At 41.9% G+C, this 24,871-nt stretch carries 23 protein-coding genes; 7 read left to right on the top strand and 16 right to left on the bottom strand.

The features are described 5' to 3' along the window. Window positions 1–21: 21 nt before the first annotated feature. Both MHH86_RS22220 and MHH86_RS22225 read right to left on the bottom strand, forming a co-directional pair. Window positions 22–555: a hypothetical protein gene (locus tag MHH86_RS22220; protein ID WP_036683019.1), complete on the bottom strand. Its 534-nt coding sequence runs from the start codon at window positions 553–555 to the stop codon at window positions 22–24. A 120-nt stretch (window positions 556–675) separates the two neighbouring features. Further along, window positions 676–990: a hypothetical protein gene (locus MHH86_RS22225; RefSeq protein ID WP_036683022.1), complete on the bottom strand. Its 315-nt coding sequence runs from the start codon at window positions 988–990 to the stop codon at window positions 676–678. Window positions 991–1,195: 205 nt separating this feature from the next. Between MHH86_RS22225 and MHH86_RS22230 the strand changes: the two genes are divergently transcribed. Further along, on the top strand, window positions 1,196–1,405 hold the full coding sequence (locus MHH86_RS22230; RefSeq protein ID WP_036683023.1) for a hypothetical protein: 210 nt from the start codon (window positions 1,196–1,198) through the stop codon (window positions 1,403–1,405). A gap of 77 nt (window positions 1,406–1,482) precedes the next feature. Here the strand turns inward: MHH86_RS22230 and MHH86_RS22235 are convergent, their stop codons facing one another. Genes MHH86_RS22235 through MHH86_RS22245 form a run of 3 tightly spaced genes read right to left on the bottom strand, consistent with a single transcriptional unit; the run spans window position 1,483 to window position 4,410 of the window. Continuing rightward, window positions 1,483–2,496, bottom strand: a complete 1,014-nt coding sequence (locus MHH86_RS22235; protein ID WP_036683026.1) for a Gfo/Idh/MocA family oxidoreductase — start codon at window positions 2,494–2,496, stop codon at window positions 1,483–1,485. Window positions 2,497–2,527: 31 nt separating this feature from the next. After that, window positions 2,528–3,550 (bottom strand): Gfo/Idh/MocA family oxidoreductase, encoded by a 1,023-nt coding sequence (locus tag MHH86_RS22240; protein ID WP_342479426.1) that lies wholly within the window; start codon window positions 3,548–3,550, stop codon window positions 2,528–2,530. 11 nt (window positions 3,551–3,561) lie between these two features. Further along, complete coding sequence (locus tag MHH86_RS22245; protein ID WP_076104352.1) at window positions 3,562–4,410, bottom strand: sugar phosphate isomerase/epimerase family protein; 849 nt, start codon at window positions 4,408–4,410, stop codon at window positions 3,562–3,564. 182 nt (window positions 4,411–4,592) lie between these two features. Between MHH86_RS22245 and MHH86_RS22250 the strand changes: the two genes are divergently transcribed. Further along, on the top strand, window positions 4,593–5,498 hold the full coding sequence (locus MHH86_RS22250; RefSeq protein WP_076098612.1) for an AraC family transcriptional regulator: 906 nt from the start codon (window positions 4,593–4,595) through the stop codon (window positions 5,496–5,498). Window positions 5,499–5,967: 469 nt separating this feature from the next. Here the strand turns inward: MHH86_RS22250 and gnpA are convergent, their stop codons facing one another. The 4 genes from gnpA to MHH86_RS22270 all read right to left on the bottom strand — a co-directional run bounded on the left by gnpA (window position 5,968) and on the right by MHH86_RS22270 (window position 11,525). After that, the gene (gnpA, locus tag MHH86_RS22255) at window positions 5,968–8,127 is read right to left on the bottom strand and encodes a 1,3-beta-galactosyl-N-acetylhexosamine phosphorylase (protein ID WP_342479427.1); all 2,160 of its coding nucleotides are present in this window, start codon (window positions 8,125–8,127) and stop codon (window positions 5,968–5,970) included. A 26-nt stretch (window positions 8,128–8,153) separates the two neighbouring features. Next, the gene (locus tag MHH86_RS22260; protein ID WP_342479428.1) at window positions 8,154–8,978 is read right to left on the bottom strand and encodes a carbohydrate ABC transporter permease; all 825 of its coding nucleotides are present in this window, start codon (window positions 8,976–8,978) and stop codon (window positions 8,154–8,156) included. A gap of 39 nt (window positions 8,979–9,017) precedes the next feature. Further along, window positions 9,018–9,959 carry a sugar ABC transporter permease gene (locus tag MHH86_RS22265; RefSeq protein ID WP_235219487.1) on the bottom strand — a complete coding sequence of 314 codons (942 nt, stop codon included), beginning with the start codon at window positions 9,957–9,959 and terminating at the stop codon, window positions 9,018–9,020. Window positions 9,960–10,049: 90 nt separating this feature from the next. Continuing rightward, window positions 10,050–11,525 carry a carbohydrate ABC transporter substrate-binding protein gene (locus MHH86_RS22270; protein WP_341031265.1) on the bottom strand — a complete coding sequence of 492 codons (1,476 nt, stop codon included), beginning with the start codon at window positions 11,523–11,525 and terminating at the stop codon, window positions 10,050–10,052. A gap of 347 nt (window positions 11,526–11,872) precedes the next feature. On the opposite strand from MHH86_RS22270, the gene MHH86_RS22275 reads away from it, so the two are divergent. Further along, window positions 11,873–13,612 (top strand): sensor histidine kinase, encoded by a 1,740-nt coding sequence (locus MHH86_RS22275; RefSeq protein WP_036683043.1) that lies wholly within the window; start codon window positions 11,873–11,875, stop codon window positions 13,610–13,612. Between the two features lie 4 nt (window positions 13,613–13,616). Continuing rightward, the gene (locus tag MHH86_RS22280; protein ID WP_342479429.1) at window positions 13,617–15,233 is read left to right on the top strand and encodes a response regulator; all 1,617 of its coding nucleotides are present in this window, start codon (window positions 13,617–13,619) and stop codon (window positions 15,231–15,233) included. Between the two features lie 90 nt (window positions 15,234–15,323). On the opposite strand, the gene MHH86_RS22285 is transcribed toward MHH86_RS22280, so the two are convergent. From MHH86_RS22285 to MHH86_RS22295, 3 genes are all read right to left on the bottom strand, one after another. Further along, complete coding sequence (locus tag MHH86_RS22285; RefSeq protein ID WP_076141648.1) at window positions 15,324–15,857, bottom strand: DinB family protein; 534 nt, start codon at window positions 15,855–15,857, stop codon at window positions 15,324–15,326. A gap of 67 nt (window positions 15,858–15,924) precedes the next feature. Further along, the gene (locus tag MHH86_RS22290; protein WP_076104346.1) at window positions 15,925–16,872 is read right to left on the bottom strand and encodes a YafY family protein; all 948 of its coding nucleotides are present in this window, start codon (window positions 16,870–16,872) and stop codon (window positions 15,925–15,927) included. After that, window positions 16,869–18,065, bottom strand: coding sequence for a macrolide family glycosyltransferase (locus tag MHH86_RS22295; RefSeq protein WP_076141635.1), 1,197 nt, complete (start codon window positions 18,063–18,065; stop codon window positions 16,869–16,871). The genes MHH86_RS22290 and MHH86_RS22295 overlap by 4 nt, the downstream gene beginning before the upstream one ends. A 147-nt stretch (window positions 18,066–18,212) precedes the next feature. Between MHH86_RS22295 and MHH86_RS22300 the strand changes: the two genes are divergently transcribed. The 3 genes from MHH86_RS22300 to MHH86_RS22310 all read left to right on the top strand — a co-directional run bounded on the left by MHH86_RS22300 (window position 18,213) and on the right by MHH86_RS22310 (window position 21,414). After that, window positions 18,213–19,403: a coenzyme F420-0:L-glutamate ligase gene (locus MHH86_RS22300; protein WP_038572605.1), complete on the top strand. Its 1,191-nt coding sequence runs from the start codon at window positions 18,213–18,215 to the stop codon at window positions 19,401–19,403. Window positions 19,404–19,494: 91 nt separating this feature from the next. Continuing rightward, on the top strand, window positions 19,495–20,394 hold the full coding sequence (locus MHH86_RS22305) for a LysR family transcriptional regulator (protein WP_076141636.1): 900 nt from the start codon (window positions 19,495–19,497) through the stop codon (window positions 20,392–20,394). A 78-nt stretch (window positions 20,395–20,472) separates the two neighbouring features. After that, window positions 20,473–21,414, top strand: coding sequence for an NAD(P)H-binding protein (locus MHH86_RS22310; protein ID WP_076141637.1), 942 nt, complete (start codon window positions 20,473–20,475; stop codon window positions 21,412–21,414). Window positions 21,415–21,861: 447 nt separating this feature from the next. Here the strand turns inward: MHH86_RS22310 and MHH86_RS22315 are convergent, their stop codons facing one another. The 4 genes from MHH86_RS22315 to MHH86_RS22330 form a co-directional block, all read right to left on the bottom strand. Further along, complete coding sequence (locus MHH86_RS22315) at window positions 21,862–23,001, bottom strand: 5-methyltetrahydropteroyltriglutamate--homocysteine S-methyltransferase (RefSeq protein ID WP_038572609.1); 1,140 nt, start codon at window positions 22,999–23,001, stop codon at window positions 21,862–21,864. A 172-nt stretch (window positions 23,002–23,173) separates the two neighbouring features. Continuing rightward, window positions 23,174–23,938, bottom strand: a complete 765-nt coding sequence (locus MHH86_RS22320) for a GNAT family N-acetyltransferase (RefSeq protein WP_170914240.1) — start codon at window positions 23,936–23,938, stop codon at window positions 23,174–23,176. A gap of 244 nt (window positions 23,939–24,182) precedes the next feature. Beyond that, complete coding sequence (locus tag MHH86_RS22325; RefSeq protein WP_076148251.1) at window positions 24,183–24,374, bottom strand: hypothetical protein; 192 nt, start codon at window positions 24,372–24,374, stop codon at window positions 24,183–24,185. A gap of 77 nt (window positions 24,375–24,451) precedes the next feature. Continuing rightward, window positions 24,452–24,802, bottom strand: a complete 351-nt coding sequence (locus tag MHH86_RS22330) for an MmcQ/YjbR family DNA-binding protein (RefSeq protein ID WP_076148249.1) — start codon at window positions 24,800–24,802, stop codon at window positions 24,452–24,454. Window positions 24,803–24,871: the final 69 nt, after the last annotated feature.

Below are 24,871 nucleotides of genomic sequence, written 5' to 3' on the forward strand. Positions count from 1 at the left end.
CCAGTATGTCAACTTTGGCAGCTAAGAATTAATTAGTACCTTTACCTCTTCAATCCCTTGTTGGGCTCGACTGTTTAACGCACGTTTATCTTTAAGGTTATGTTCTTTAAGTTCGTGTCCAGGATCAATGACCAGCGGCTGTGAGATTACATCCTCGAGGATTTGAACAGCAACCTTACATCCTTGAAATAACAGTTCTTTTGTGATCACTTGATTATGAGAACGAATGATTTCAAGCATTTTTTCCGCATAAATCAGTCTAACCAAACTATCGGCGCTCATAATATTCCGCGAAGCAAAAGAAGCCACTTTTTCCACAATCCAGCTATCCTGATAATTCCGCGAGATGGATTCCAGTATCGTAATCGCATCCCAGTCCCGTATCGACAACTGCTTGACGTGCTCCGTGGCCCATTCCTGCAGCCATTCCAGCTCCACTTCTCTTGGAATTTCAAAACTCTTGTACTCCTTAAGCACTCCTGCTTTATGCATATTTAAAAAATGACCCAAAAACTGAATGTACAGCTCCTTGGCTCTTTGTGTCTGTTCCGTCATCTGGCAATCATCCTTTCATTATCCAAATCATATCCATTCCCCGGTTTCTTTTCAAATTAAAAAGATAAAAAAGGACAGGTAGCGAAATCATCGCAATACCTGCCCTTTAATAACTTCGGGTTATGGTAAATAGTTTGCTTCAACCGGAGGGTTTTTCTCCACTATTTTCAATTCTAGACCTCCGAATCTCTTCGCCAGCTTGTTATATACCAGCGCTACCAGCATACCCACCAATCCATAAATGAGTATCAAAATAACCGGCATAATCAAATAAGGGATACCCATAACAACCATAAACGTCTCTTTAATGATAAGCCCGATCACCACCATCCCTAAACCTACTATAAACAATAGCAGTGTAGGAATGATCATAAAATAGATAGTCGTTTTAAAAAAACTCTTTTTGTTAATTTCCAGCACTTCATAGTCTTTCATTATGTAATCCCCTTAATTTATTTAGAGTGGTAAAATTCCCCTCTTTGTTTCATTAAAGATGATCTTAAATACAATTTCAACCAAATTTCTCATATTTTCGACTTTTACCAAAGAATTCTTCCTAAAACTCAACGATAAATCATGGTAAAATAACTCCTATGGTTTAATATATCATCATGTACAAGATGTCACCGGAGGGAATAACATGCCACAAACACTAGTGAAAAACATTGATTTTTTTATAGCTGCCTTATCCCAAACCTATATTTCTGCGCTACAGCTTGATCCTGATGGAATGTATTCAGAGGTTGCTTCAGGAATTGTTGAACTGTTCTCTGATGAACAAGTACGGCTGAGAAGATATGACGGATCAGTATCCCATTATGCAAGAGACAATACCAAATTTCAGCGATGACAAAAGGACGTGAACTGGAAAAAGGTCATTGTGAATGATCCTCTTCCAGCTCACGTCCTTACTCACTCTGCACACAACTAATCTAGCACGATCCATTCGCCTTCAGCATCCGCTGACTTCATTTCTGCTTCCACGATTCTTAGAGACTCCGCTGTACTCTCTGGCGTACAAATAATGATAGGCTTATCCTGGATAATGACATTCAGAAAATATACAAGCTCTCTATAGTAGCCAACATCCGGCGAAAGTTCCGCTATATAGCCTGCCCTGTCATTCGGATTGACCTTGACCTCGCTGCCGTCAAACACTATATTTCCTCGTTCAAAATTAACCCGATACCCCATGTAAAACCCAAAATCACCTTCCAGCGTCCAATCCACCTGAGCATTAATTACTTTTGCATCCTTATAAAAATAGTGAGTCGATGCGATATCATATCCGCTTCCCGGAAGGACATTACGTCCTAAGGATGATACTTTATCCGGTCTGCCGAACAGATAGTTAATCATATCCGTATCGTGAATATGCATATCCATAATGCCTCCACCGCTTAGTGTCTCATCCAGAAACCAATCCTTAGGAGCACCAGATCCCCTGTAAAAATACCCTTCCGTGACCTGACCGAACTGCCCGCTCTCTATCACTTCTTTTAAATACTCATACCCCGGCCAAAAACGGAGACAATGTCCGATCATCAGTTTTTTCCCATAGCGGACTGCCGTCTCCACCATTTTCAGCGCTTGTGCGGAAGTTCTGGCCATCGGTTTCTCACAAAATACATGATATCCACGTTCCAGCAGCGAACAAGTCATTTCCGCATGCAGATAAGTAGGAACCGCAATGTCGATCATATCCAGTTCCTCACTGGCTATCATTTCCTCAAGATCATCGTATAGATTGTAAGCTGACAAATCATAGACTTCCTGGGCAGTGCTCATATTCCCGGCTGCTTTTCCATCCTTTAATTCCTCAATTCGCAAATCACAGATGGCTTTAAGGGCAATGGGCTGCCCCTCTTCCGTTAAGCGCACATAATTATCAAAATGCATCCGGCCCATAAATCCAAAACCGATCAAACCTATTTTCAACATCGTGAAGTCTCCTTTACTAAAAATATGGCACTTAAAGTATCCGTATCCAGGTACCTTCCTGATCAGCCGATTGGATTTCAGCCTCAATGATTTCTATGGACTGAGCCGCACTTTCAGGCATACATAGGGTCACTGGCTCATCGTTCTGAATGACTTTTAAGAAATATACCAACTCTCTGTAATATCCGGTATGCGAAGAAAGCTTCGCAATGAACCCCGGTTGACAATTAGGATTCACCTTAACTTCCGCGCCATCGAAGACTACATTCCCCCGTTCAAAATTAATCCGATAGCCCATGTAAAAACCAAAGTCGCCTTCCAGTGTCCAGTCCGCTTGGGCATTGACCACTTTTCCATCCTGATAAAAATAATGAGTGGAGACGATATCATAGCCACTTCCCGGTAAAACCTTCCGCCCAAGCGTTGATACTTTATCCGGTTTTCCGAATAAGTGATGGATGATGTCCGTATCGTGTACATGCATATCCAGCATACAGCCACCACTTAGCTCATCATTGACCAGCCACCCTTTAGGAGCACCGGAACCCCGGTAAAAATAAGCCTCTGTCACTTCACCGAACTCACCGCTAGCTATGATCCCCTTCAAATATTCATATCCCGGCCAGAAGCGAAGACAATGGCCAATCAGCAATTTTTTTCCGCTGCTTTGCGCCGCCGCTACCATCTTCCAAGCTTCTGCGGAATGTCTCGCCATCGGCTTTTCACAGAACACATGATACCCTCGTTCCAGCAGCGAACAAGCCATTTCAGCATGCAAGTACGTAGGTACTGCAAGGCTAATAGCATCTAGTTCTTCTTTTTCGAGCATATGCTCCAAATTCTCATAAAGGTTGTAAGGGGATAAATCATATACCTCGTGGGCCGTGTCCATATTTCCCGCGGATTTAGTATGTTTAAGGACTTCAATCTGGGGGTCACAAATGGCAACCAGAGAAATCGGATGGCCGTCTTCCTGTAATTGAACATACTGATCAAAGTTCATTCGGCCCATAAATCCAAAGCCCACCAGCCCCACTCTGAGCACAGCCTTCACCTCTATTAAACTTAGTAACTAGTGCGTCCTAAAATAGCATCCATCGCTGCAGAAGTATTAAAAATGATTTGCTCCGAATAATGCGTGTATGGCGGTATCATTTCTCCAGTAACATAATTGCTGTAGCCGATCTCTTGCAGTGCTTCCATAACAGCAGGATAATCCACATCCCCAGCAAGTAGATCAACAAATCCATGAAGTCCTCCCGCTGCCCGGCGGTAATCTTTGAAATGCACCTTCTTGATTCTATGGCCTAGAATCCGTATCCACTGCTCTGGATAACCAGAATGAACGATATTCCCTACATCCAGATAGGAACCTACATAATTGGAGCCTACAGCATCTATAAAAGAACGTAATTCGAGCGGAGACAGCAGGAATTTATTCCACACATTTTCAATCCCAATAGAAACACCCGCCATTTTTGCATCCTGAGCTAGATCACTGATCGCCTTCAAGGCTCGATCATAAGCTTTTTCATAATCGACTACTTCACAGCCCTCAATAAAATCCACACCAACCGCACCAGGAATGACAAGAATCGTATCTACGCCAAGTGTTGCTGCCAGCTCCAATTGTTTTTTACATACATCGATAGCCTTCGTCCGGTTCGCCGCGGATTCACTTGTCATGGCATATGACCAATATAGTCCTGTCGCCAGTCCTGCAATTTCTAACCCCATCTCCTGAATGGAATTTCTGATCTTAATAGCTTCTTTCTCAGTGGTTTGCAGGCCAAGTTCACCCGATTCATTCAAAGACAATTCAATTCCATCGAACCCCGCCGCTTTAGCCAGACGTGCACATTCTTCGATCTCAGTACCTTCGCGAAACGACCAAATGTTTATTCCCTTTTTCATCTGAATCCTCCTCAAATTTGTTATTTTCCGTCTTTTAAGATCCTGCCCTAAATACCCTTATATCCTTGATTTATTTATATTATAATAGATTGTAAGTTAGATTTATTTAGGTGAACAAGAGATTTTTTGCACGATTCCGGTCTATTTAGTAAATCATTTTATACTGTATGGGAGGTTTATTCGTGGCTGAAAAAGAACCCCGTTATCCCCTGAGAAAACAGGTCCCTTCCCGGGAGTGGTCACCTGGCATTCACTACGCACAATTCCAAACCCTCTCACCTTGCCTCTTTCCAAGAAGAAGATTGTATGATTTCGAGCTGCTATACGTTCGCCAGGGGAAATTATCAACAAAAATGGATACGGAGGAATATATCCTGAATTCAGGACAACTGATATTCCTTTCTTCCGGGGTATATCATCAGAATGCGATTGTGTCAGATTCGGAAACCAAACTCATTGGGATCCATTTTGATTTTTTTGGGGAATCGATTATTACAAGCGATGAAGACATGCTGGTCAATGAGGAGGAGGTTATGGCCGAGAAGTTTGCCTTGGAAGCTGTGACCGCTCCTTTTATGCCATTGTCACAGGAGCCCATTTATACCCCGCCACCCGAATGTATTCATGCGATGGAACAGCTCGTGCATGAATTTACGATGCGGCCTGCCGGTTATGAATGGGTCTGTCGGGGGTTACTGCTCGGCATTCTAACCTCGCTGCTCCGAACACAAAGCTCCCGAAATGCAGCCAAATCTTCCGTTCATACCGGGCGGATCAGAGCTTTAATCGACGAGATGGATTCAAAGCTAGCAGACCGCTGGAGTAATAAATTCATGGCTGGTGCCATGAATATGCATGAAGACCATTTCTCCAAGCTATTTCGTGAGGTGGCTGGCATGCCTCCTGGTGAATATCTCCGTTCCATCCGGCATCGGGAAGCACGCAAGCTGCTGCGCGAAACGGATTGGCCGATTGAACAGGTCGGTGATAACGTTGGTTATCCTGATATCCATTATTTCAGCAGGGTATTTACCGCGAATGAGGGGATTTCTCCGCGGGCTTATCGCAAGTTGTCCCGGATACTCTAGATACGGAAACCCCAGAATATCTCAATCCAAGTGAGAAAAACCTGCCAAAAACATTGAGGGGGATGGATCATCTGCTTTGTATGATACCTGTGGGGGCCGATAAACAATATACATTGTACGGTGAGATGTGCAATATGCGGGGCGGCGAACGTTCGTGTTTTCTGCGTTAATGCAGTATGCGGGGACGGCTCTAAAACTAATTAGGGAAAAACTCCCTGAAAATAATCAATATTCGCTCTAAATGAACGAAATCAGGGAATTCCTCCCTAATAATAAGAGGAATTTCTATAATTGCTATCAAATCAGCTAAACTTTAGGGAGATTTTCCCTGATTATTAGTCTGATGACCAAAAATCCCGGAATTTCAGGGAGAAATTCCCCAATCACTCCATCGAAGCGGTACAATTCAGGAAAGTTGGAGATAACAGCGGCCGGAAGTCTAATTATTCGCCGTAGTTACGGCTGACTCCTAATGTGTGATCTCAAATTGAAACCACACACTTTCCATCCCACCCAACTCTATTTCTTGGATCACGGCATTGTCCATCAGGATCGTCGTCTTTTGGATCTCGGAAGTGTTATTTACGGCACAATATCGACCCGTCTCAGGATACGCATGACATTCAACATTCGGATTCACTGAGAACCATGAATACAACTGCTCCTCTTGATGTGCAGCCCAAAAGATCGCTCGGCTGAGTAGTCTGGTATTCTGAATACTGTACGGAAGTCCAGCGATATAAACGCCCCGACCCTGACCAAATGAATTCACGGCAAGATTGCAGCTGCCTTGGTGCACATCCAATATTTCTGCTCCGGCCTCCGCTTGATAAACCATGGTCATCCCTTCACCATAATCGATCTCACCTTCCAGATCTTCCGTTATGAAATGATCCTGCACAGGCGTTACCTTGGGCTTATTGATGCTTGCTGTAAATCCAATCTCCTTCTGAACCCCTAGAATATCCGCTAGTTGAAAAAGAACCCCTTGATGTTCATAAGCTGATGGATCACCAATCCCAATAAAACCGCCCCCTTGATCCACCCACTCACGAAGTGTTGCCACAACTTGCGGATCGCTCCATTGATCTCCACCGCTCCAAGAGGTATGGACATCACCCGCGTTAATAATCACACCGATACTAGGATTAATCCCACTTAACCTGATGTCATCAAAGCTTATAAACTCAATGTCGAACGGCAAGCCCGCCAATGACTCTAATGCCCCTATGTAGGAATAACATCTTTGATTCCATAAAGAATGAGCCACTTGATGTGTCTGCCAGCTTCGAAGGGAACCCCAGGTATTCAGAACCGCTACTTTAAAAGGAGCTTTAAAGGGCTGTGTCCCTTCTGCATTAGCATGAATCCCTTTGAACTGCGTCGCAATCTCTGTCACATGATCAATAAAATCCGGGAATTGATGCGCTAGACTCAAATATCCGCCATACCCCATCCTGCCAACTGGTTTGCGCATGAGCGCACGCCGGCATTTGATCCAGATCGGCATGGACTCTCCGACAGGGTCTCCCCCTTCAAAAAAGACATCTGGAAAGAAATAAGGATAGAAACGTGCCTCGGTATCCTTAATAGGTATATCCGCAATCATACGGGTTGTAACGCCATCTCCTGCTGCCCCAACCACTGCGTCGAGCCCGATCTCCGGAAAATATTTGCCATAAGGCTCTGTGCCCGCCCAGTGATCTCCAAAAAACATAATCGCTTTCTTCCCGAAATCATGCACCATATCTACACATTGTTTCGCATAACCTGCGATGAATTTCTGATTGAAGTCCATCCAGTCCAGATATCTTTGGGTCGGGTTCTTAAATGGTGTGTTATATCGCCCCTGATCCACAAAATCTTCTGCAGTCAATCGGTACCCATAAGCTTGTTCGAATTGCTCTAACGCAAGTGGACTTACACAACTGAGATAGCCAAACCAATTCACTTGTTTCTCCTTACCTTCCTTGTTAAAAATCAAATCAAAATTATAAAAGAAGGTCGTAAAACGTACGATATCTGTCTTGGGATGTTTCTTCAGCCAATCCTCCAGCACCTTCAAAACATGCTCTTGAGCCTCGGGATAACGAACATCCAACGGTAAACGATGCTCCTCATCCCAATCATTCGTGATGTGGTTGTACATGGAGACCGGCTCCCATTTCTGGTAGGCCAAGAAACTGACCGTATACTTGTGAAATTGTACCGCCTGCTCAAATGTGACAATTCCCTCTGCGTAACTCCAACATTCAGAAGGTAATACTTCTCCTGTAGTCCGGTTTACAACCTGCCAATATTTTTTTATATCCACATCTGTGTTAGGACTAAATTGATCGACAAAATAATCAGCCATAATATCGATGGTCTTCACCCTTGAAGTTACTATTACTGGAGCAGACATCAGATAAATCTGCTGTCTATATTGCGGATGCTGCTTCGCCCACTCGTTGTCCTCACGGACGAGACAAAGCGTTGAATAAATTTGCAGACCCATGTCGAGAATGTCCTGCGATAGATTCGTGCCATCACTGTCACGTACGGCATCTACACCCCATCTTTCGACGAGATCACCTATGACCTCTTCCATCCCTGTTTCACCAGGCAGTGTAAATCTTCCTTTGTCCACGTAACTTCCCTCCATGTCTTTGTTGTTCAGCCCTTAATTCCGCCTGCGCTTATTCCTTGGAGCAATTGCTTTTGTCCTATCACATATAAAAGAATTGTTGGAATCAGCACTAGGATCAGCGCGGCAAATAGTGCACTCCAATCTGTAGCATAACGTTGAACCTCAAAAAGATTGGCTAAACCTACTGGCAATGTTTTTTTGCTATCACTTTGAATTAAGACCAATGCCAGCGGATACTCATTCCAAAAGCCCATCGCTGCCAGCATACAGACCGTCACAATCCCCGGTTTAGCAAGCGGCGCAACAATTCTGACGAGCACTCCTGTGTTGCCACAACCGTCAATCTTAGCGGCTTCTTCATAATCTCTAGGGACGGACCGCAGAAATCCACTTAATACAAAGATGGCAAAGGGAAACTGCAGAACAGCATAGATTAAACTGAGCATCCCGCGATTGTCCAACATCCCGAATGAATTCACCTGCAGAAATAAAGGAACCATAATGTAGGAGGCTTGCAGAAAGATACAGGCCATATAAAGGTTAAGGATTAGTTTGGAGCCCCAAAACTTAAATCTCGTTAAGACATAAGCCATAGGAACCACAAAAATAACTAGAATCGCCGTGGATAACACCACAAGAAAGATAGAGTTCAGGAAATAACTCCCCATCTTGGATTTCTGAAAAGCACGTACATAGTTATCAAAGTGTAAGGCTTGTGGTAAGGAGAAGGGGTCGGTTAGAAATTCCGTATTGCTTTTAAATGAAGCTAAGAGATTCCATACAAACGGATATAACAAAACAATGGTGGCTACAATCAGAAACAGCCGCGTGATCCAGTTGGCAATATTCATTTTTATAAGACTCTGTTGATTGCTCGTCATCCTTCTCCCCTACCCTTCTGCTCGATTTGTAAGTAGTCTGGACAGAAAAGAAAGCACAAAGGCGAACACCAGCGTAAAAATAGCAATAGCCATGGCATAACCAAAGTTCGCATTTTGGAAAGCTTGCGTGTACATGTAGTGGAGTAAAACAGTAGTTCCACCTGCCGGACCACCGCCAGTCATTACAGTTACAACTATAAAACTTAAATTGATCGTACCTGCCAGGGACAACACAAACGTAATGCCAATAATATCTTTTAGCAGAGGGATCGTAATGCTGGTAAGCTTCCGGAAATATCCCGCACCATCAATAGTCGCCGATTCAAACACATCCGCAGAAATCCCGTCAATCGCAGCGATATACATGACCATATAATAACCAACCGCTTGCCAGATCAGTGTAACGGCTACACACCACAATGCTGTTCGGCTATCTCCAAGCCAAGGTCTGCTCAGTTGATCTAATCCGATGCTCTCCAGAATATTATTCAAAATGCCCATGTTGGGATGAAACACAAAGGACCAGATAATTCCGACTACCGTCAAAGAGATGATACTTGGGAAAAAGAATACGGTTCGGTAAAATCCTCTTTCCTTCAGCTTCGTCTGCGTTAATAGAAAAGCAAGCACCAGCCCAAAAATCAATGTAATTACTGGCACAACCAGCATCAGTTTAAATGTATTGCTCAGAGCTTTGAGGAACATCTCATCTTGAAACATATATTTATAGTTATCCAAAAAGATAAACTTGTTCTCATCACTCATCCCGGTGGCATCCGTAAAAGACATAAAAAATGCCCGAAAGGTTGGAATAATCATAAATACGAGGGTTAACAAGAGCGTAGGAATCGTGCATACCGCTATGAATAGCTTAGGATTTCTGGTTTTCGCTGTCCTAATCTTTGATTTTCTCTGTCTAGGAGCTACTTCTGCCAGCTGCATTTCAGACATCTTTCTCACTCCTCTTCATACAAAATGCATCCCGTTCATAGATAACCTTATCCATTTCTAACAGGATGCATTTGCATGAGATACTATAGATTATTTACTAGCTGCTTTCTCTTTACGAATCTGTGCAAAAGCTTTTTCCACATTATCCATCCATTGATCCGTGGTCATCTGGCCTGTCATCACTGGTGTGACCGTATTCTTGAACATTTCAGTGACTACACTAACCTTGGAACCCTTCGGTAATGATTGCCAGCCCTGTAGAATAGAAATGGAACCATTATAAGCCTCAAACATGTCATAGACACCTTTAGTCAAAAATGGCTTAGACAGCTCCTTCGCATCGTTAAGCGCATACGCCCCATTAGCTTTTTCCGCGAATAGTTTCACAGACTCATCGGTATACAGGAACTTCAAGAATTCCTTAGCGAGCTCAGGATTTTTGGCCTTAGCAGGGATGGAGAATTGCTCGTAGCTGGAAAGCACATACTTCTGATCGCCTTTATTGAACACAGGTACAGTTGTCATCCCAAATTCAAACCCATTTTCTCTAGGTGAATCCTTCATTTCATTTTCCATCCAGTTGCCGTTTACGATAAACAAAGCTTTACCCATCATCATATCGGTCTGCGACTGTGTATGGTTCAAGGCAACCGTGCCGTCCATCAGATAACCGTCTTTAGAGATTTTATAGAAGATATCCAGTACTTTTTTGATCGTGTCGTTCTTAAATGAACCTTCCTCATAAGCAAAGACTTTATCCAGCGTTTCTTTTCCCCCCGCACTGGCAATGGCCGGGTAGAGAATTTCCTCCAAATAATCCGGATAGATGCCTTGATAAGTGAATAAAGCCCGCTTCGTTTTAGTTCCATCTGCATTAACCAGGTAGTTCTCCTCTTTGTTCAGCTCATCACCTAAAGCAAAGAACTCCTCCCAAGTCTCAGGAACACTCCAGCCTTTTTCTGCGAACAGTGTTTTATTGTAAATCAAGCCCATCGGTCCAGCATTAAAAGGTGCGAGATACGTCTTTCCATCTTGATAGGGCTGAAATCTTGTACTGTCCAGCATCCCCGGAAGAATCATGTCCTTAATTGTCTCCTCTTTATCAAGCGCTTTGCTTTCAAATACATCGCTGATATCTAGCAGTCCTTTTTCTTTAATTAATGAAAGCACGATGCCACTTTGCTCTGTATCTGTAACAGACAGGAAGTCGGGAGGATTACCCGCAACAATCTGCGGCCGGATTACTTCACCAACTTTTGGATTAATCGTCATGTTCACTTTCACACCTGGATAAGTACTTTCGAATTTGCTGACAATTTCATTCCAATAATCCGCACCATATCCCCCTTGGAATACAGCAATACTAAGTTCCTTGTTATCAAAATCTTTAGCAGGTTCTTCTTTAGTATTCTCGGCGTTCGTTGTACTTGTAGCTTGCGCTGTGCTCGCAGCTTTCGTTGAATCCGATTCATTAGAGGCAGCAGGTTTATTATTGCTGTTCCCGCAGCCGAGCAACCCCACACCTAGCAGCATTACTGCTAATAATGTACTCATAGTCTTTTTCATAAACGCCCTCCTTAAGATATTCTTGTAAACGCTTTTTTAATAATTTAAGTATAAAAGGATTTACGCTATATTTACATTTACAATACAAACCTACCTATGTATTATCTTATCCATCTTCCAATGCAAGCTCGTATAAGCTTATTCATCAGGGTCACATAACCTGTAAACTTAGCCGTTAACGGAATGGATAATATTATCCATTCCATAGATTATTCTCACTTTTCGCCGCTGCATATATATTCCATTGTTCTTTTTATGTTAACTTGTAAGTAAAAGATAGTGAATGGGAGGTCATCCACCTGAGTCGACGTAAAGGGAAGCTGCATTTTCCTAATCCTCCGCAAATCATGCGCAAGGTTAAAATTCAAAATCGCTTAACCGTCATTTTCTTAATCGTTTCTGTGATCCCAATCATCTTTATAGGTTTCTACTCCTACACCATTTACTCCAAATCCATTAACAATAAATTAAGTAAATCCACATTTCAGGCTTTAACGCTGCTTAATCGAACGATGTTAAGTGAACTTAACAACTATCAATATCTTGCAGGCTCTGTTTCTACCAATAGTATTATTCAGGAGCGTTTATCGGCAGCACCAAATGAACCCGCTCCTAGCAATGCTGCCATTAATCATGCCATGGACAATTTATATAGAACCATCTACCCCGGATATGTCCAGAACGTTCGGGTCATCGACGCCAAGAACCAACCTATCTATGAATTAGGCTACGACGGCATCCCCAATCCTAAGTATGAAGAAATTATGAAACAAGTAGAGCTGAATGCCCCTTATGACAGTCTTAACTACGTAAAAAGCTATCGCGCTTACAATACCATTGTCCTGGGCCGGAAAATTTTTGATCAAGATGACATTGGCGTTCCCTTAGGTCATGTGTTTGTTTTTATTGGTGGGGAGTTATTTTCAAAAGTCATTCTTTCCAGTGTGGATTTAGGTACAGGTTCCAGTCTCCTTATTATGAATAGGGAGGGAAAAGTAATGTCCTCGAATCAAAAGGATACTCCGCTAGGAGAACCCTATTATAAAGATGAGCTTTTTAAGCAAATCAAGACACAAGAGGCAAAGAAAAACCATTCCTTCCAAGGCATGGTCAATGGAAAAATGCAGCAAATCTCTTATATTAACAATAATCAATTAGGCTGGTACATGATTTCTACCGTCCCCTTCTCTTATATCAATTCAGAGACAAGTAAAATCACCACTGGACTACTTATTGTTGTCAGCATCATTGTAGTCGTGTGTATTCTAATTATTATCGTATTGTATAAAAGCATCCTGAAACCAATCAAACAAATCATCGTCTTCTGCAACCAAATTTTTTATGGTGATCTATCGAGTCGGATCGAAGATCACAGCAACGATGAAATGGGCGTGTTGGCCAATAGAATTAACAGCATGGTCAGTAGAATGGAACAGCTGATGAAGGATCAAAAGAAAGATCTGAAAAGAAGACGTTCGCTCGAATTGCAAATGCTGCAATCGCAAATTAATCCTCACTTTCTTTTTAATACACTTAACTCCTTACGATGGCTGGCGATGATTAACCAGGTTCCCGTCCTTAGCGACGGCATCTCCTCACTAGCTGAATTGCTGCGTAGTACCATTATCGATCAAGATGAGCAAATCACCATCAAGCAGGAGCTGAACAATCTGGATCATTATTTTGCCATTCAAAAAATACGTTATGCCGACAGGTTTGACATTGAATATGACTTGGATGAGTCTTTATTACAGAGCATGATCCCCAAGCTCATCCTGCAGCCGATCGCAGAGAACGCGATTCTTCATGGGGTTACAGATATAGGAGGAAAAGTTCTAATCCAAATTAAGGTATACGCAAAAAATGAATATACCCTTATTATTGAAATCATCGATAACGGAAAAGGGTTTGACACCACCAAATCAGAAAAGGCTGACAATCTGTCGGGTATCGGAATTTCAAATGTGGCCGATCGCATTAAACTTCAATACGGTGAGAGTTACGGGCTGTTCATCACAAGCTCTATGGGTCATGGAACCTGCTGCCGCCTGATTATCCCTATACAAACATACGAACTTAAGGGGTGATACTATGTATCCTATGTATAATGTAATGCTAGTGGATGACGAACCGATTGTTAAAGTTGCGCTCAGAACCATGATTCCATGGGAAGAGCTTGGATACATGATCTGTGCTACTGCCTCTGACGGAGTTGAAGCCTTAACACTTGTAGACAAGTTTAATCCCCATATCATCATTACAGATCTCAAAATGCCTAATATGGATGGTCTGCAGCTGATAAAAGAACTGAATAACAGAGGGTTTGCAGGAAAAATTCTGGTGGCGAGCAACCACGGGGAGTATGAGTTAGTTCGTGAAGCCCTAGTGCTTGGTGCTGTAGATTATATGCTGAAGATTAGTATGAAAACGGGGGATCTGATCCATTTGCTGGAGAAATCTACGAAGCTAATTCAAGAGCAGCTTCAATCTAGGCAGCAGCAGGAGACCCAAACTCAGTTATTGCAGCACAATTTAAAAAGTGTGAAAAATGCGCTTCTAAAAGATTATTTCACCGATCCTTATTACGATGTGCGGCAGCTTGATCAACATGAGGCTATAACGTTTGCTTTCAGCGAAAGCAGCTGTTATTTATTCTACATTACTTTTGAGCAGAATAACGCCACCCATAACGAAAGACAAAATCACATCTCCGTATCCTTTATTGAAAACATCATCTTAGATATCTTGGAGACCGTAGATCAGTTGGAAATTATTCAGCTTGAATCTAATGGGCTGCTGCTTCTAATCTCCTGTGATACCTTAGACGATCATCAAATTATCCGCACAGACTTTATCCAGAGGGTCATTCGGTTAATCAAAATGTATATTTCTATCACCCCTACCATTGTTTTTTCTGATCCTGTACGGGGATATGCTGAAGCAAAACGAACCCTAGAACGATGTAAAGAATCCTTGCTAATTCAATTTTACAACGAAATAACGATTATAGATCCAAAGGATGTCCATTTAAAGGATACGCTGGACTTCGAGGATGTACATGATTTCTCAACGCAATTAATTCAGAACTGGAAGCTTTCAGGGGTTGAAGCCGTTACTCAAGCAACTCAGCAATTTCTTGACATCTGTAAATCCAAGCAAATTAATCCTGCTGAAACCAAAAAGTTCATTGTAAATTGTCTGCATTATCTTCCCTTATGCGATGCCCATCTCATTGTCGAGGATCCAAAGCTTTTGAAGAACTATATAGAAAATATCGCCAGCAGTAAACGTACCACTGACGTTCTATCTATAATGGAGCTTGTGTTCCAATTATTCTCCCATCAAAAGCAACAGATCGTAACTACACACAATAGAGATGTTAAACAAGCGATTGACTATATCAACACACATTATCAGAAGAAGCTGACCTTATCTCTGATTGCCAAGCATGTCAACTTAAGTGAGAACTATCTGTCCAGAATCTTCAAAGAAGAAGTGGGGCAAAGCATCATTCACTACATTAATACTGTGAAAATGGAAAAAGCCGCAGATTTAATACTTAAAGGGAATCCATACATTAAAGAAATTTCCACGCAAATCGGTATACACGATCAATTTTATTTCACCCGGTTATTCAAAAAACACTTTGGTGTTTATCCTAGTGAATATAAGAATCACGTTCAGGCCACGCTTGGTTCAGGAAATTAAGACCATTCACACTTTTTATTGGAATGCGGTTCCTGATTTTATGATCCTTTCACAACCTGAATGAACCCTTCTTTAGGTGCAAATATGGAATTAAACAACAATTCTTTTGTTTAACCGCTCCAGCTGCAGAAGATGATGACGATAGTGCATTTCAATAAGTAGGAACCATTCCTCCGCGCATAGTCCACCGAATCGCGGGTGAGAAACGGTATTTTGTTTGGACGCTTTCTCAAGAGAGGGTTCGATCTCTCTCATTCTTTGGATGACTGTACGTAACCCTTGAATTAATTGTTCTTTGCTCTCCGGCTGCTCCGGCGTATATTGGGCGGAAGGCGGAACCTGAATACGAATGGGCGGAAAGCTTCCTTGCGCAAATATAGCCGCACCATCCTCAGTTTTCCCCACATGAGCTACTAAGGGATCATGGTCGAGCACAAGGCATTGATCAATATTACGAAGCTGCATATACAGCGCCGAGTTAATGAGATGCTGAAACATCTGTCCGATGGACCACTCGTTTTCACTCGGCTTTTGCTTCAGCTGCTCCAGATTGAATCGCTCCAATTCTTGAATATAGCATGTCGCAGTTTCTTCAAATCGTTGTAAGACTTCTTTTGTTGTAATCATCATATATCAGCTCCTGTAGTCATTGATGGTCCAAGTATACAAAAACGCTACTGACAGCGTTATGTCAGTAGCGTTTTAACATTATTTCTATTTCATTTCTAACCTGATCACGGAAAGATTCGGGCTCCAGCACAACCATACCGCCTCCCCAGCCAAGCACCCATTGCAGCAATTCCCCTGGCTCGCGAACGCGAAAAGTAACAAGTAACCCCTCCGCATGCTCCTCAATAGTTTCCATATAGAAATTATTTGATTCCCTTACCTTATCGGCTATGTCAGCTTGGACTAAGATAAGCACATGAACGTTGCGATCATCAGGAGGTTGGTATACCTCCAGATGAAAATCTGCTGGCAGTATAAATTCATCTTCCAGATTAATAAGCTCCCTCATTCGGGATAACCGGAAATGACGGATGTCTTGACGTAATTCACACCAGGCGATGAGTACCCATGACCCGTGATGAAGTACAAGTCCATAAGGAGCAACCGTACGAATACTTTGACGGTTCCCATCGGCTTCGGCGATTCTTTTGGAATAACGAAATCTTATTTTCCTTCCCTCCAATATCGCTCCACGAATGGCTTCCAAACATGCCTTCTCTTGTATGGGTGCTATATCTTCTACGGATGCAAATAAACGAAAACTTTTGCGAATCTGTGATGCTTCACTGCGGATAGCTTCCGGCAGGATAGCTTCTATCTTTGCTTTAGAACTTCTAGCCTTATTACCATAGTGTGCATCAAACCGCTGCTCGATAAAATCAGTTCCGATAAGCAATGTCACTGCTTCATCCAGCGTGAAACTAACGGGTGGCAGGAAATACCCCTCGATTAAGGAGTAACCCTGCCCTGGCGCTCCTATAATGGATACGCCCGCTTCACTCAGTGCCTGAATATCCCGATAGATCGTTCTTACGCTCGTTTCAAACCTAGCAGCCAAATCCTCCGCCCGCAACATTTTGTTACGCTGCAGTTCAAGCACTATAGCTAACAACCGGTCCATTTTGTTCATACGACTCCCCCTCCCCGAACAATCTCATCAACAGCTCGTCGATACCCACCCGAGTTCCGAAACGATTCACTGATATTGGAGACAGCTTTTTTATAAGATAAATCGCTTAATACATGATCTACGGCTTCTCGTAGGTGATTTGCAGTTAAACTTTGCATTTGTAACTTAATGCCTGCTCCGACATGGACGACTTGCTTCGCAATTATTGGCTGATCCGCACTTTGTGGAATTACAATTAGCGGAACCCCGTAATAAAGCCCTTCATTGATACTGTTCATTCCACCATGTGTAATAAATAACTTTGTGTATTGCAGTATATCCGTTTGTGGAACATAATTTTTCACGAAAAAGTTTTGCGGAATTTCCCCTAAATCAGTGATTTGGACTTTATCTCCAATTGACATCACAATAGTGTGCTCCGTGTTCCCCAATGCTTCAAAACAAAGTTTATAGTATTCAATGGCTTGGTTAAAAACTGTGCCAAGTGAAATGTAAATTAGACTTTTCCCCTTAATTGCCATGAGATCGAATTTTTCTGGAGCTAATCGTGAAGAGATGGAGGGTCCTACAAAGATATAAGACGGGTCAAAAGCTTCTCCCTCAGGTTGAAACTCCCTAGTTGTATAAACGATAGTAAGTGGGGCAGGATTACAAAACACTTCATAAGGGGATTGGATGTCCACATCATATTTGCCCTTCACCATTTGCGTCAAGCTTTGGAATTTATCCTTTATAGGATTAGTTACTTCTGCAGGGACTGTAGTATAAAATCGTTCTAACATGTCATCGAATGCTGCTTTTGTCTGCGCAAAAGAAGTACAGGAGCTAATGGCCGGAAGCTTAAGAATTTGAGCTAGCAAACGTCCACAACCAAACATAGAATCATGGATGATGTAATCAAAATGCTCCCCTTTGATCTGTTCAAGAACGCTTGGAATAACTATATCTGCCGTAAGTAAAAGGCCGTTGATTCTTTCCAGTACATAATTTCTTCCACCTGAGATAAAAGCTTGTATAAATTTCTGATCGTCAAATGTTCGTACTGTAGCCCCCGTCATTTCCATACGCTCTCTGTAAGCTTCTATACAAAAGTACACTACCTCTTCGCCACGCGAAATAAGCTCTTCCACAACGCCAATCGTGGGATTGATATGTCCCTCTGATCCACCATTAATAAATAACACACGCGCCAATTGTAATCCTCCTTAACTATAAATCATTTTTATATTAGATATTATAAACATTAATTTTACTTATATCGCTCTAAAAGGGTATAGTAATATAGGCTTTAAAACCATTTTAATAATATAGAGTATACCCTTATTAGAGGAGAGATCATATTGGAAAGAGTAGTTGGAACAGTTGTACGTGGACTTCGCGGACCTATCATTAACAATGGGGATAACATTGAAGAAATCGTAGTTCAGACGGTATTGAATGCAGCAACAGTCGAGGGTTTTTCGATCGAAGATCGTGACATTGTGACCGTAACTGAATCCATTGTTGCTCGGGCACAAGGAAACTATGCGACGATTGACAATATTGCTGCTGATATAAAGGGGAAATTCGGCGAAGAAACCGTAGGTGTTATTTTTCCAATCCTTAGCCGTAACCGGTTTGCTAACTGCTTACGCGGTATTGCCAAAGGGGCACAAAAAGTAGTCCTAATGTTAAGCTATCCAGCTGATGAAGTAGGCAACCACCTTGTAGACATCGACGAACTAGATGCTAAAGGTATCAATCCATGGACGGATGTATTAACAGAAGCTCAGTTCCGTGAGTTTTTCGGCTATATTAAGCACCCATTCACAGGGGTTGACTATATTGAATATTATAAAGGTTTAATTGAAGCTGAAGGTGTGGCTTGTGAAGTCATCTTCTCCAACAACCCAAAAACCATTTTAAACTATACAAAAAATGTATTAACTTGCGATATTCACACTCGCTTCAGAACCAAACGTATTCTCACAAACAACGGTGCTGAAAAAGTATTTGGCTTGGATGATATTCTTACACAATCAATCGATGGCAGCGGCTTTAACGAAGCCTATGGTCTGCTAGGATCAAATAAAGCAACAGAAGAAAGTGTAAAGCTATTTCCAAATAACTGCCAGCCTATCGTGGATGGTATCCAAGCAAAAATCAAAGAAATGACAGGTAAAACTGTAGAAGTTATGGTTTATGGCGATGGAGCATTCAAAGATCCAGTCGGAAAAATCTGGGAGCTGGCAGATCCAGTTGTCTCCCCTGCTTACACCGCCGGACTTGATGGAACACCAAATGAAGTAAAATTGAAATACTTGGCCGATAACAACTTCTCTCATCTTCGTGGTGAAGAGTTAAAACAAGCTATTTCTAAATACATCCAGAATAAAAATGATGATCTAGTTGGTGCGATGGAAGCCCAAGGGACTACACCTCGTAGATTAACTGACCTGATTGGATCATTATCTGATTTGACTTCTGGTAGTGGCGATAAAGGAACACCAATGATTTATATCCAAGGTTATTTCGATAACTACACAAAATAAGAGTAGTACAACAAAGGGAGTCTCTAAACGAGGCTCTCTTTTTTACTTTCTGGGTTATAATAAAAGCAAACAGCGGCATGCGGAGGATACTATGAACATAAGAAGGATTAAATATTTTATAGATCTCGTGGAATGCAGAAATTTTACGGAAACAGCTAAAAAGAACTATGTATCGCAGACCACCATTAGCCAACAAATCGCCGCGCTTGAAGAGGAATTCAACATTCAATTGATTGACAGAAAGCAGATCCCTATTGAGCCAACCAAAGCCGGATGGCTTTTCTATGGCGAAGCCCTCATCCTCTGGAAGCAATATAACCTTATGAAGATGAGCATGGAAAACTTTCAAAAGTATAATACGCAATCCTTGAGTATCGAATATGCGGCGATGACGGATATCCAAAGTTTGTTGAAATTGATTCCCTCGTTTCAGGATCATCATCCGAATATTAAGCTGGAACTGAATAAAGTATTGCTAAAAGATATTGCAGAATACTTGCAAAAAGGGATTTACGACGTGGCTATTGCCTTTGATTCCGAGTTTCAGGGAAAAGAGGACATTGTAACCTATCCCTTGTATAAGGGACGTTATTGTGCGGCTGTGAGTCACCACCATCCCCTGTTTCATCATGAATCGATCGCCAAAGAGGAGTTATATGAACATCCACTAGTCATGCTGAATCCAACAGCTATTGGAAACTCTTATCATCTAATGATCCAGCATGCAATTGAAGACGGCTATCAGCCGAACATTCTTCGAACCGCAGACGATGTGGAGACAGAATTGTTTTATATCATCACGGAGAATTTGATTGGCTTTTTCCCGGATAACTATCAGCTCGCTTATCTTCAAGATGAAGTCCGGCTAATTCCCTTAGATGATTCACACCATACCTTTGCAATCGAAGCAGGTTATCTCAAAAATAATACAAACCCGGCCTTGCCTTCCTTCCTGCAACAAATCCAAATTGGATTTAGCAATCGACCATAAGTTTTATGTGTTAAACTATGTTACTTTTTTCACATACTATAAGGGTATAATTCATTTCAACAAGGAGTGACAACGATCATGGGTAAATTATTGTTGACTGGTGTCGATGGAAATCTAGGGAAGCAAGCTGCGGAATATTTGTTGGAGCTGGTAGATAAAGACCAAATCATTTTTTGCGCTTACGATCCAGCATGTTTGAAAGAATATGCGGAACAAGGGATTGAAACACATGTGACCAACTTTAATAACAAGGACGGCCTTGCCGAAGCTTTTGCTCATGCCGATAAACTCGCTCTAATCTCCATGCCTTTTGTTGGAGAAAAACGCCAAAATGCACAAAAAAATGTGGTCGATGCTGCCAAAGAAGCTGGAGTCAAACAAATCATTTATACTTCTCTAGTAAACGCAGCCGATGAAAGCAATCCAAGCGTAGAAAAAATCGACCATGTATATACCGAGCGTTATATTCAAAGCGTTGGGCTAGATTATATCTTCCTTCGGAATTCCCAATACGCGGAAGCCATGATTACCAATTACTTCACGTATGTGAAGGGTGACGGGGTATTAACAAACAATCAAGGTGACGGTAAAATGGCTTATATCTCGCGGAAGGATTGCGCAAAAGCCGTTGCGTATGCCCTAGCCTCCAATAATTATCAGGAAGCGATTCTAAATATAAACGGACTTGAATTGATGACAATTACCGATTTCATTAAGATTGGTAATGAAGTAACGGGCAATCATATCACCTACAAAGAAAACACGGATGAAGAAAATTATGCCGTATTCGAAGCAATGGGCGTGCCTAGAACCACCGACGGTGCATTTAAAGAAGGCTCCGAAGCACCCTTTTCTTCAGAAGGTATGGTTACTTTCGGACAAGCTATTCGTGAAGGAAAAATGGATGTTTATACAGACGACTTCAAACAACTTACTGGTCATGACCCTCTGACCGTGAAATATATGTTTGAACATGCCGATGAATTCCAGGTTGGCGAAAGACACTCTAAAGACAATTAAAAGCTGACACACTTACTTCCTAGGCTAAATCACCCCCGTTTATTAAACGGGGGTGATTTCTTTTATACTGAGCGTGGCAAAAAAACTCCGTAAAGCTCAATCATATGCTCGCCCTGGAGATAATTAGGGAATTCCCCCCTTATTACCAGAGGATTCTGGTCATCAGACTAATAATCAGGGAATTCTTCCCTGAAATTTAACTGATTTGGCGGTAATTCTTGATATTGCTCTGTTTTTTAGGGAGTTATTCCCTAATTTCATTCATTTAGAGCAATTATCGGCTTTTATTAGGGAGGTTTTCCCTAATCCCCCGTCACAGTATAGATAGAACTAGCCAAGTATATCGGTATGCTCACTGTAGAACAAAATACACCTTTAACCGTACGGATAAACATCCGAATGGCTAAAGGTGCTTTATCTTTATCTCTGTCTACTTTTTAATTAAAGTTAGTTCCAGATCTCTTCAGCAATTTCTTTAATATAAGCAAGCTTACGCCATTGCTGCTCTTCTGTCAGGTGGTTGCCTTCTTCCGTAGAAGCAAAGCCACATTGCGGGCTAAGGCAAATCCGGTTTAGATCAACGTATTGCTTCGCTTCCTCAATACGCTTCAGAATATCCTCCTTGCTTTCAAGCTCACCAAATTTGGATGAGAACAGACCTAACACAACCTGCTGATTGTCTTTCAAGAAACGCAATGGCTTGAAGTCACCTGCACGTTCGGTATCAAACTCCAGATAATAACCCGAGTAGTTATTGATATTAAGAAGCGTTTGCGCGATAGGCTCGTAGCCTCCACCTACTCCAGCATAAGTCGAAACATAATTGCCCCGGCATACATGGGTCGTTACAACAAGGTCTTCCGGCAGACCAGTTACAACTTCCTCATTCAATTTTGCAAGTTCGCTTGCATATTCAGCTACGTTAACGCCAATCTGATTCATAAATGCTATAAACTGTTCGTCGCAAAGCGCTCCCCACGTACAATCGTCGATCTGAATACTGCGGCAGCCCGCTGCATAGAAGGCCAGAATCGATGCTTTGTATGCTTTGGCAATATCCGAGATAAGCTCTTCGCGATTCGGGTATAATTCATTTGTGCTTTCCTTGTTTTCCGCCCGATCTAGCTCGAACAGGAATTGTGCAGCCGCAGGAATCGATTGACGCGTAACAACGTCCTCACCAGCAGCACCTTTTAAAAATTCATAATGCGAAACAAAAGGATGGCTGCTGTAGCTTATTTTCCCGGTCAGTCGGGCTGTTTCTGGTCTGGACTCTGCACCGTTAAATTGGTAACCTTGGTCAATAATTGTCCGATCTACACCGTCAAGTCCCCAGAAGAAGTCGAGGTGCCACCAAGAGCGGCGGAATTCGCCATCGGTTACTGCTTGAAGACCCACCTCTTTTTGTTTCTGCACGAGCTTAACGATTTCGTCGTTCTCTACTTCCTTCAACTGCTCGGCAGTAATTTCACCATTCTTGAATTTTAATCTAGCATCTTTCAACGCTTGGGGGCGCAGGAAGCTGCCCACGATATCATATCGAAATGGAGTAACGGTTCGTTTTTGGGGTACGGTTTGAATGCTCATATATTAATCTCCTCGTAAACAAATTATTAGAATAAATATAGCATAACCGACTGACTAAACCGATCTACCAATGAGCTATGACAGGTTATAAGTATTAACTATAGCTAGATTCAGCGTGATAATTAGAAGGGCATGATAAAAAAAGAAGAGGCGCATGAATAGCGCCTCTTTCTTAATAAATCATATCGACGGATATTACATAGTAATTAGACTCCGCAGTCACCTCAAACCCAATCGACTGATAGAGGGATAATGCCTTTCTATTTTGAGTGACCACGCCAAGACGAATCTGGAAATCCCTCTGATCTCGCAAGATTTTAACTACCTCTGAAAGAATTTCACGTCCGTATCCTCTGCCTTGACACGAAGGAAGCACACAAAAATCATGTATAACCGCTGTATTTGTATCTAAATAATTGACTCTGATCATCCCAACCGGAATCATGTTGTCCACAGCAATGTAAGTAATCCGTGCCGGTTCTCTTGTACGAGTTAAATAATTCCTAGTCCAGGACTCTGAATCACCAAAAGCTTGTGATGAACATTTAACCATGAACTCTAAATCCTGATCTTCTTCTAATCGCACAGCTAAACCGGAGTGGCTTGATCCAGCGATTTGTGCCCGATTAAAAACCATGAGGAATTCAGACGGTGCAGCACTTGCCCCTAAATACCGTATATAATCCATCCCTGATTCAGAATTAGAAGGTATCCTAAAACGGCAAGTTTGTATGCCTTGCATTTGCATATCTGATGCGGCACTTTTCAGTAAGTCGTGGAATACACCTTGGCGACGAAAGTCCGGGTGAACCATTCCGTTAATATTAGCTTCGATGCCATCCGAAGTATACCAACTGAGAAATCCGACTAATTGGTTATCGATCTGGCACAATAATGCCTCATCTCCGTCTATCTCCTTAAGGCTTTCTAAACCCACCCTCAAACTTGACCTGTCGGACGTCTTGCAAAGATGTTCTAATATTCGGATTTGATCAATCGATTGCTTTGAATAGTCTTTCATTGTACTAATTTTATATTCTTGCATCTAGTACCCTCATTAAGAAGGAAATACGCAGTTTATGGACGAGTAGGCGTTATCCTTCTAAATTCTGTCCACCTAATGATAGTTACCAATGGAACCGCCTCCTAAAAGTCAATGTCTTCACTCTAAACCAGGGTAATCATAAAACAAACCTTATAACTAAAAAAATGATAGCAATTATAGCCACAACGATCAACAGATTGGTTACCTCACTCCAGAATCCTGGAACGCCTTCAGTATGATATTTTTGCGCATTTACATCATGGTTTGCTTTATGGCCTCCAGGGTCCGTCATATTGGGATTAGGTCCTGAATTAAAAAAGTCAGACATAAAAACAACTCCTTCCCATGAATATAAACCATATTATACCAGTTCATTGCCATTTTAACGACAACTTAATGCCACCTTCAATATATCGTTTGTCGGAGGCTCTTAGGGAGAATTTTGACAACCATATCGTAAGAATGATCAATCATTAAATAGATATCTGACTCTGGTAAGGAGCCATCCAAAACAATCGTATTCCAGTGTTTTTTGTTCATGTGGTATCCTGGCCGAACGCTCTCATGCTGCTCTCGCAAGTTCCCTGCAATCACCGGATCACATTTTAGATTTATGTAAGCATAATTCCCCTTATTCTCAAAAATAAGCGCGAACATTTTACCGGCAATCTTAATCACCAATGGATCGAATCCGAAAGGATAGTCCTTTGTTGCTCCGTTCTTTTGTAAACAGTATTCGATAATATTATGGGTCAAAATCAGTCCCTCACCTTCTTCATTAAAACGAATCCTGTATACCTTATATCAAATATTATAACTGAAATA

Source organism: Paenibacillus sp. FSL F4-0097, assembly GCF_038593125.1.
Lineage (GTDB): Bacteria > Bacillota > Bacilli > Paenibacillales > Paenibacillaceae > Paenibacillus_AQ > Paenibacillus_AQ odorifer.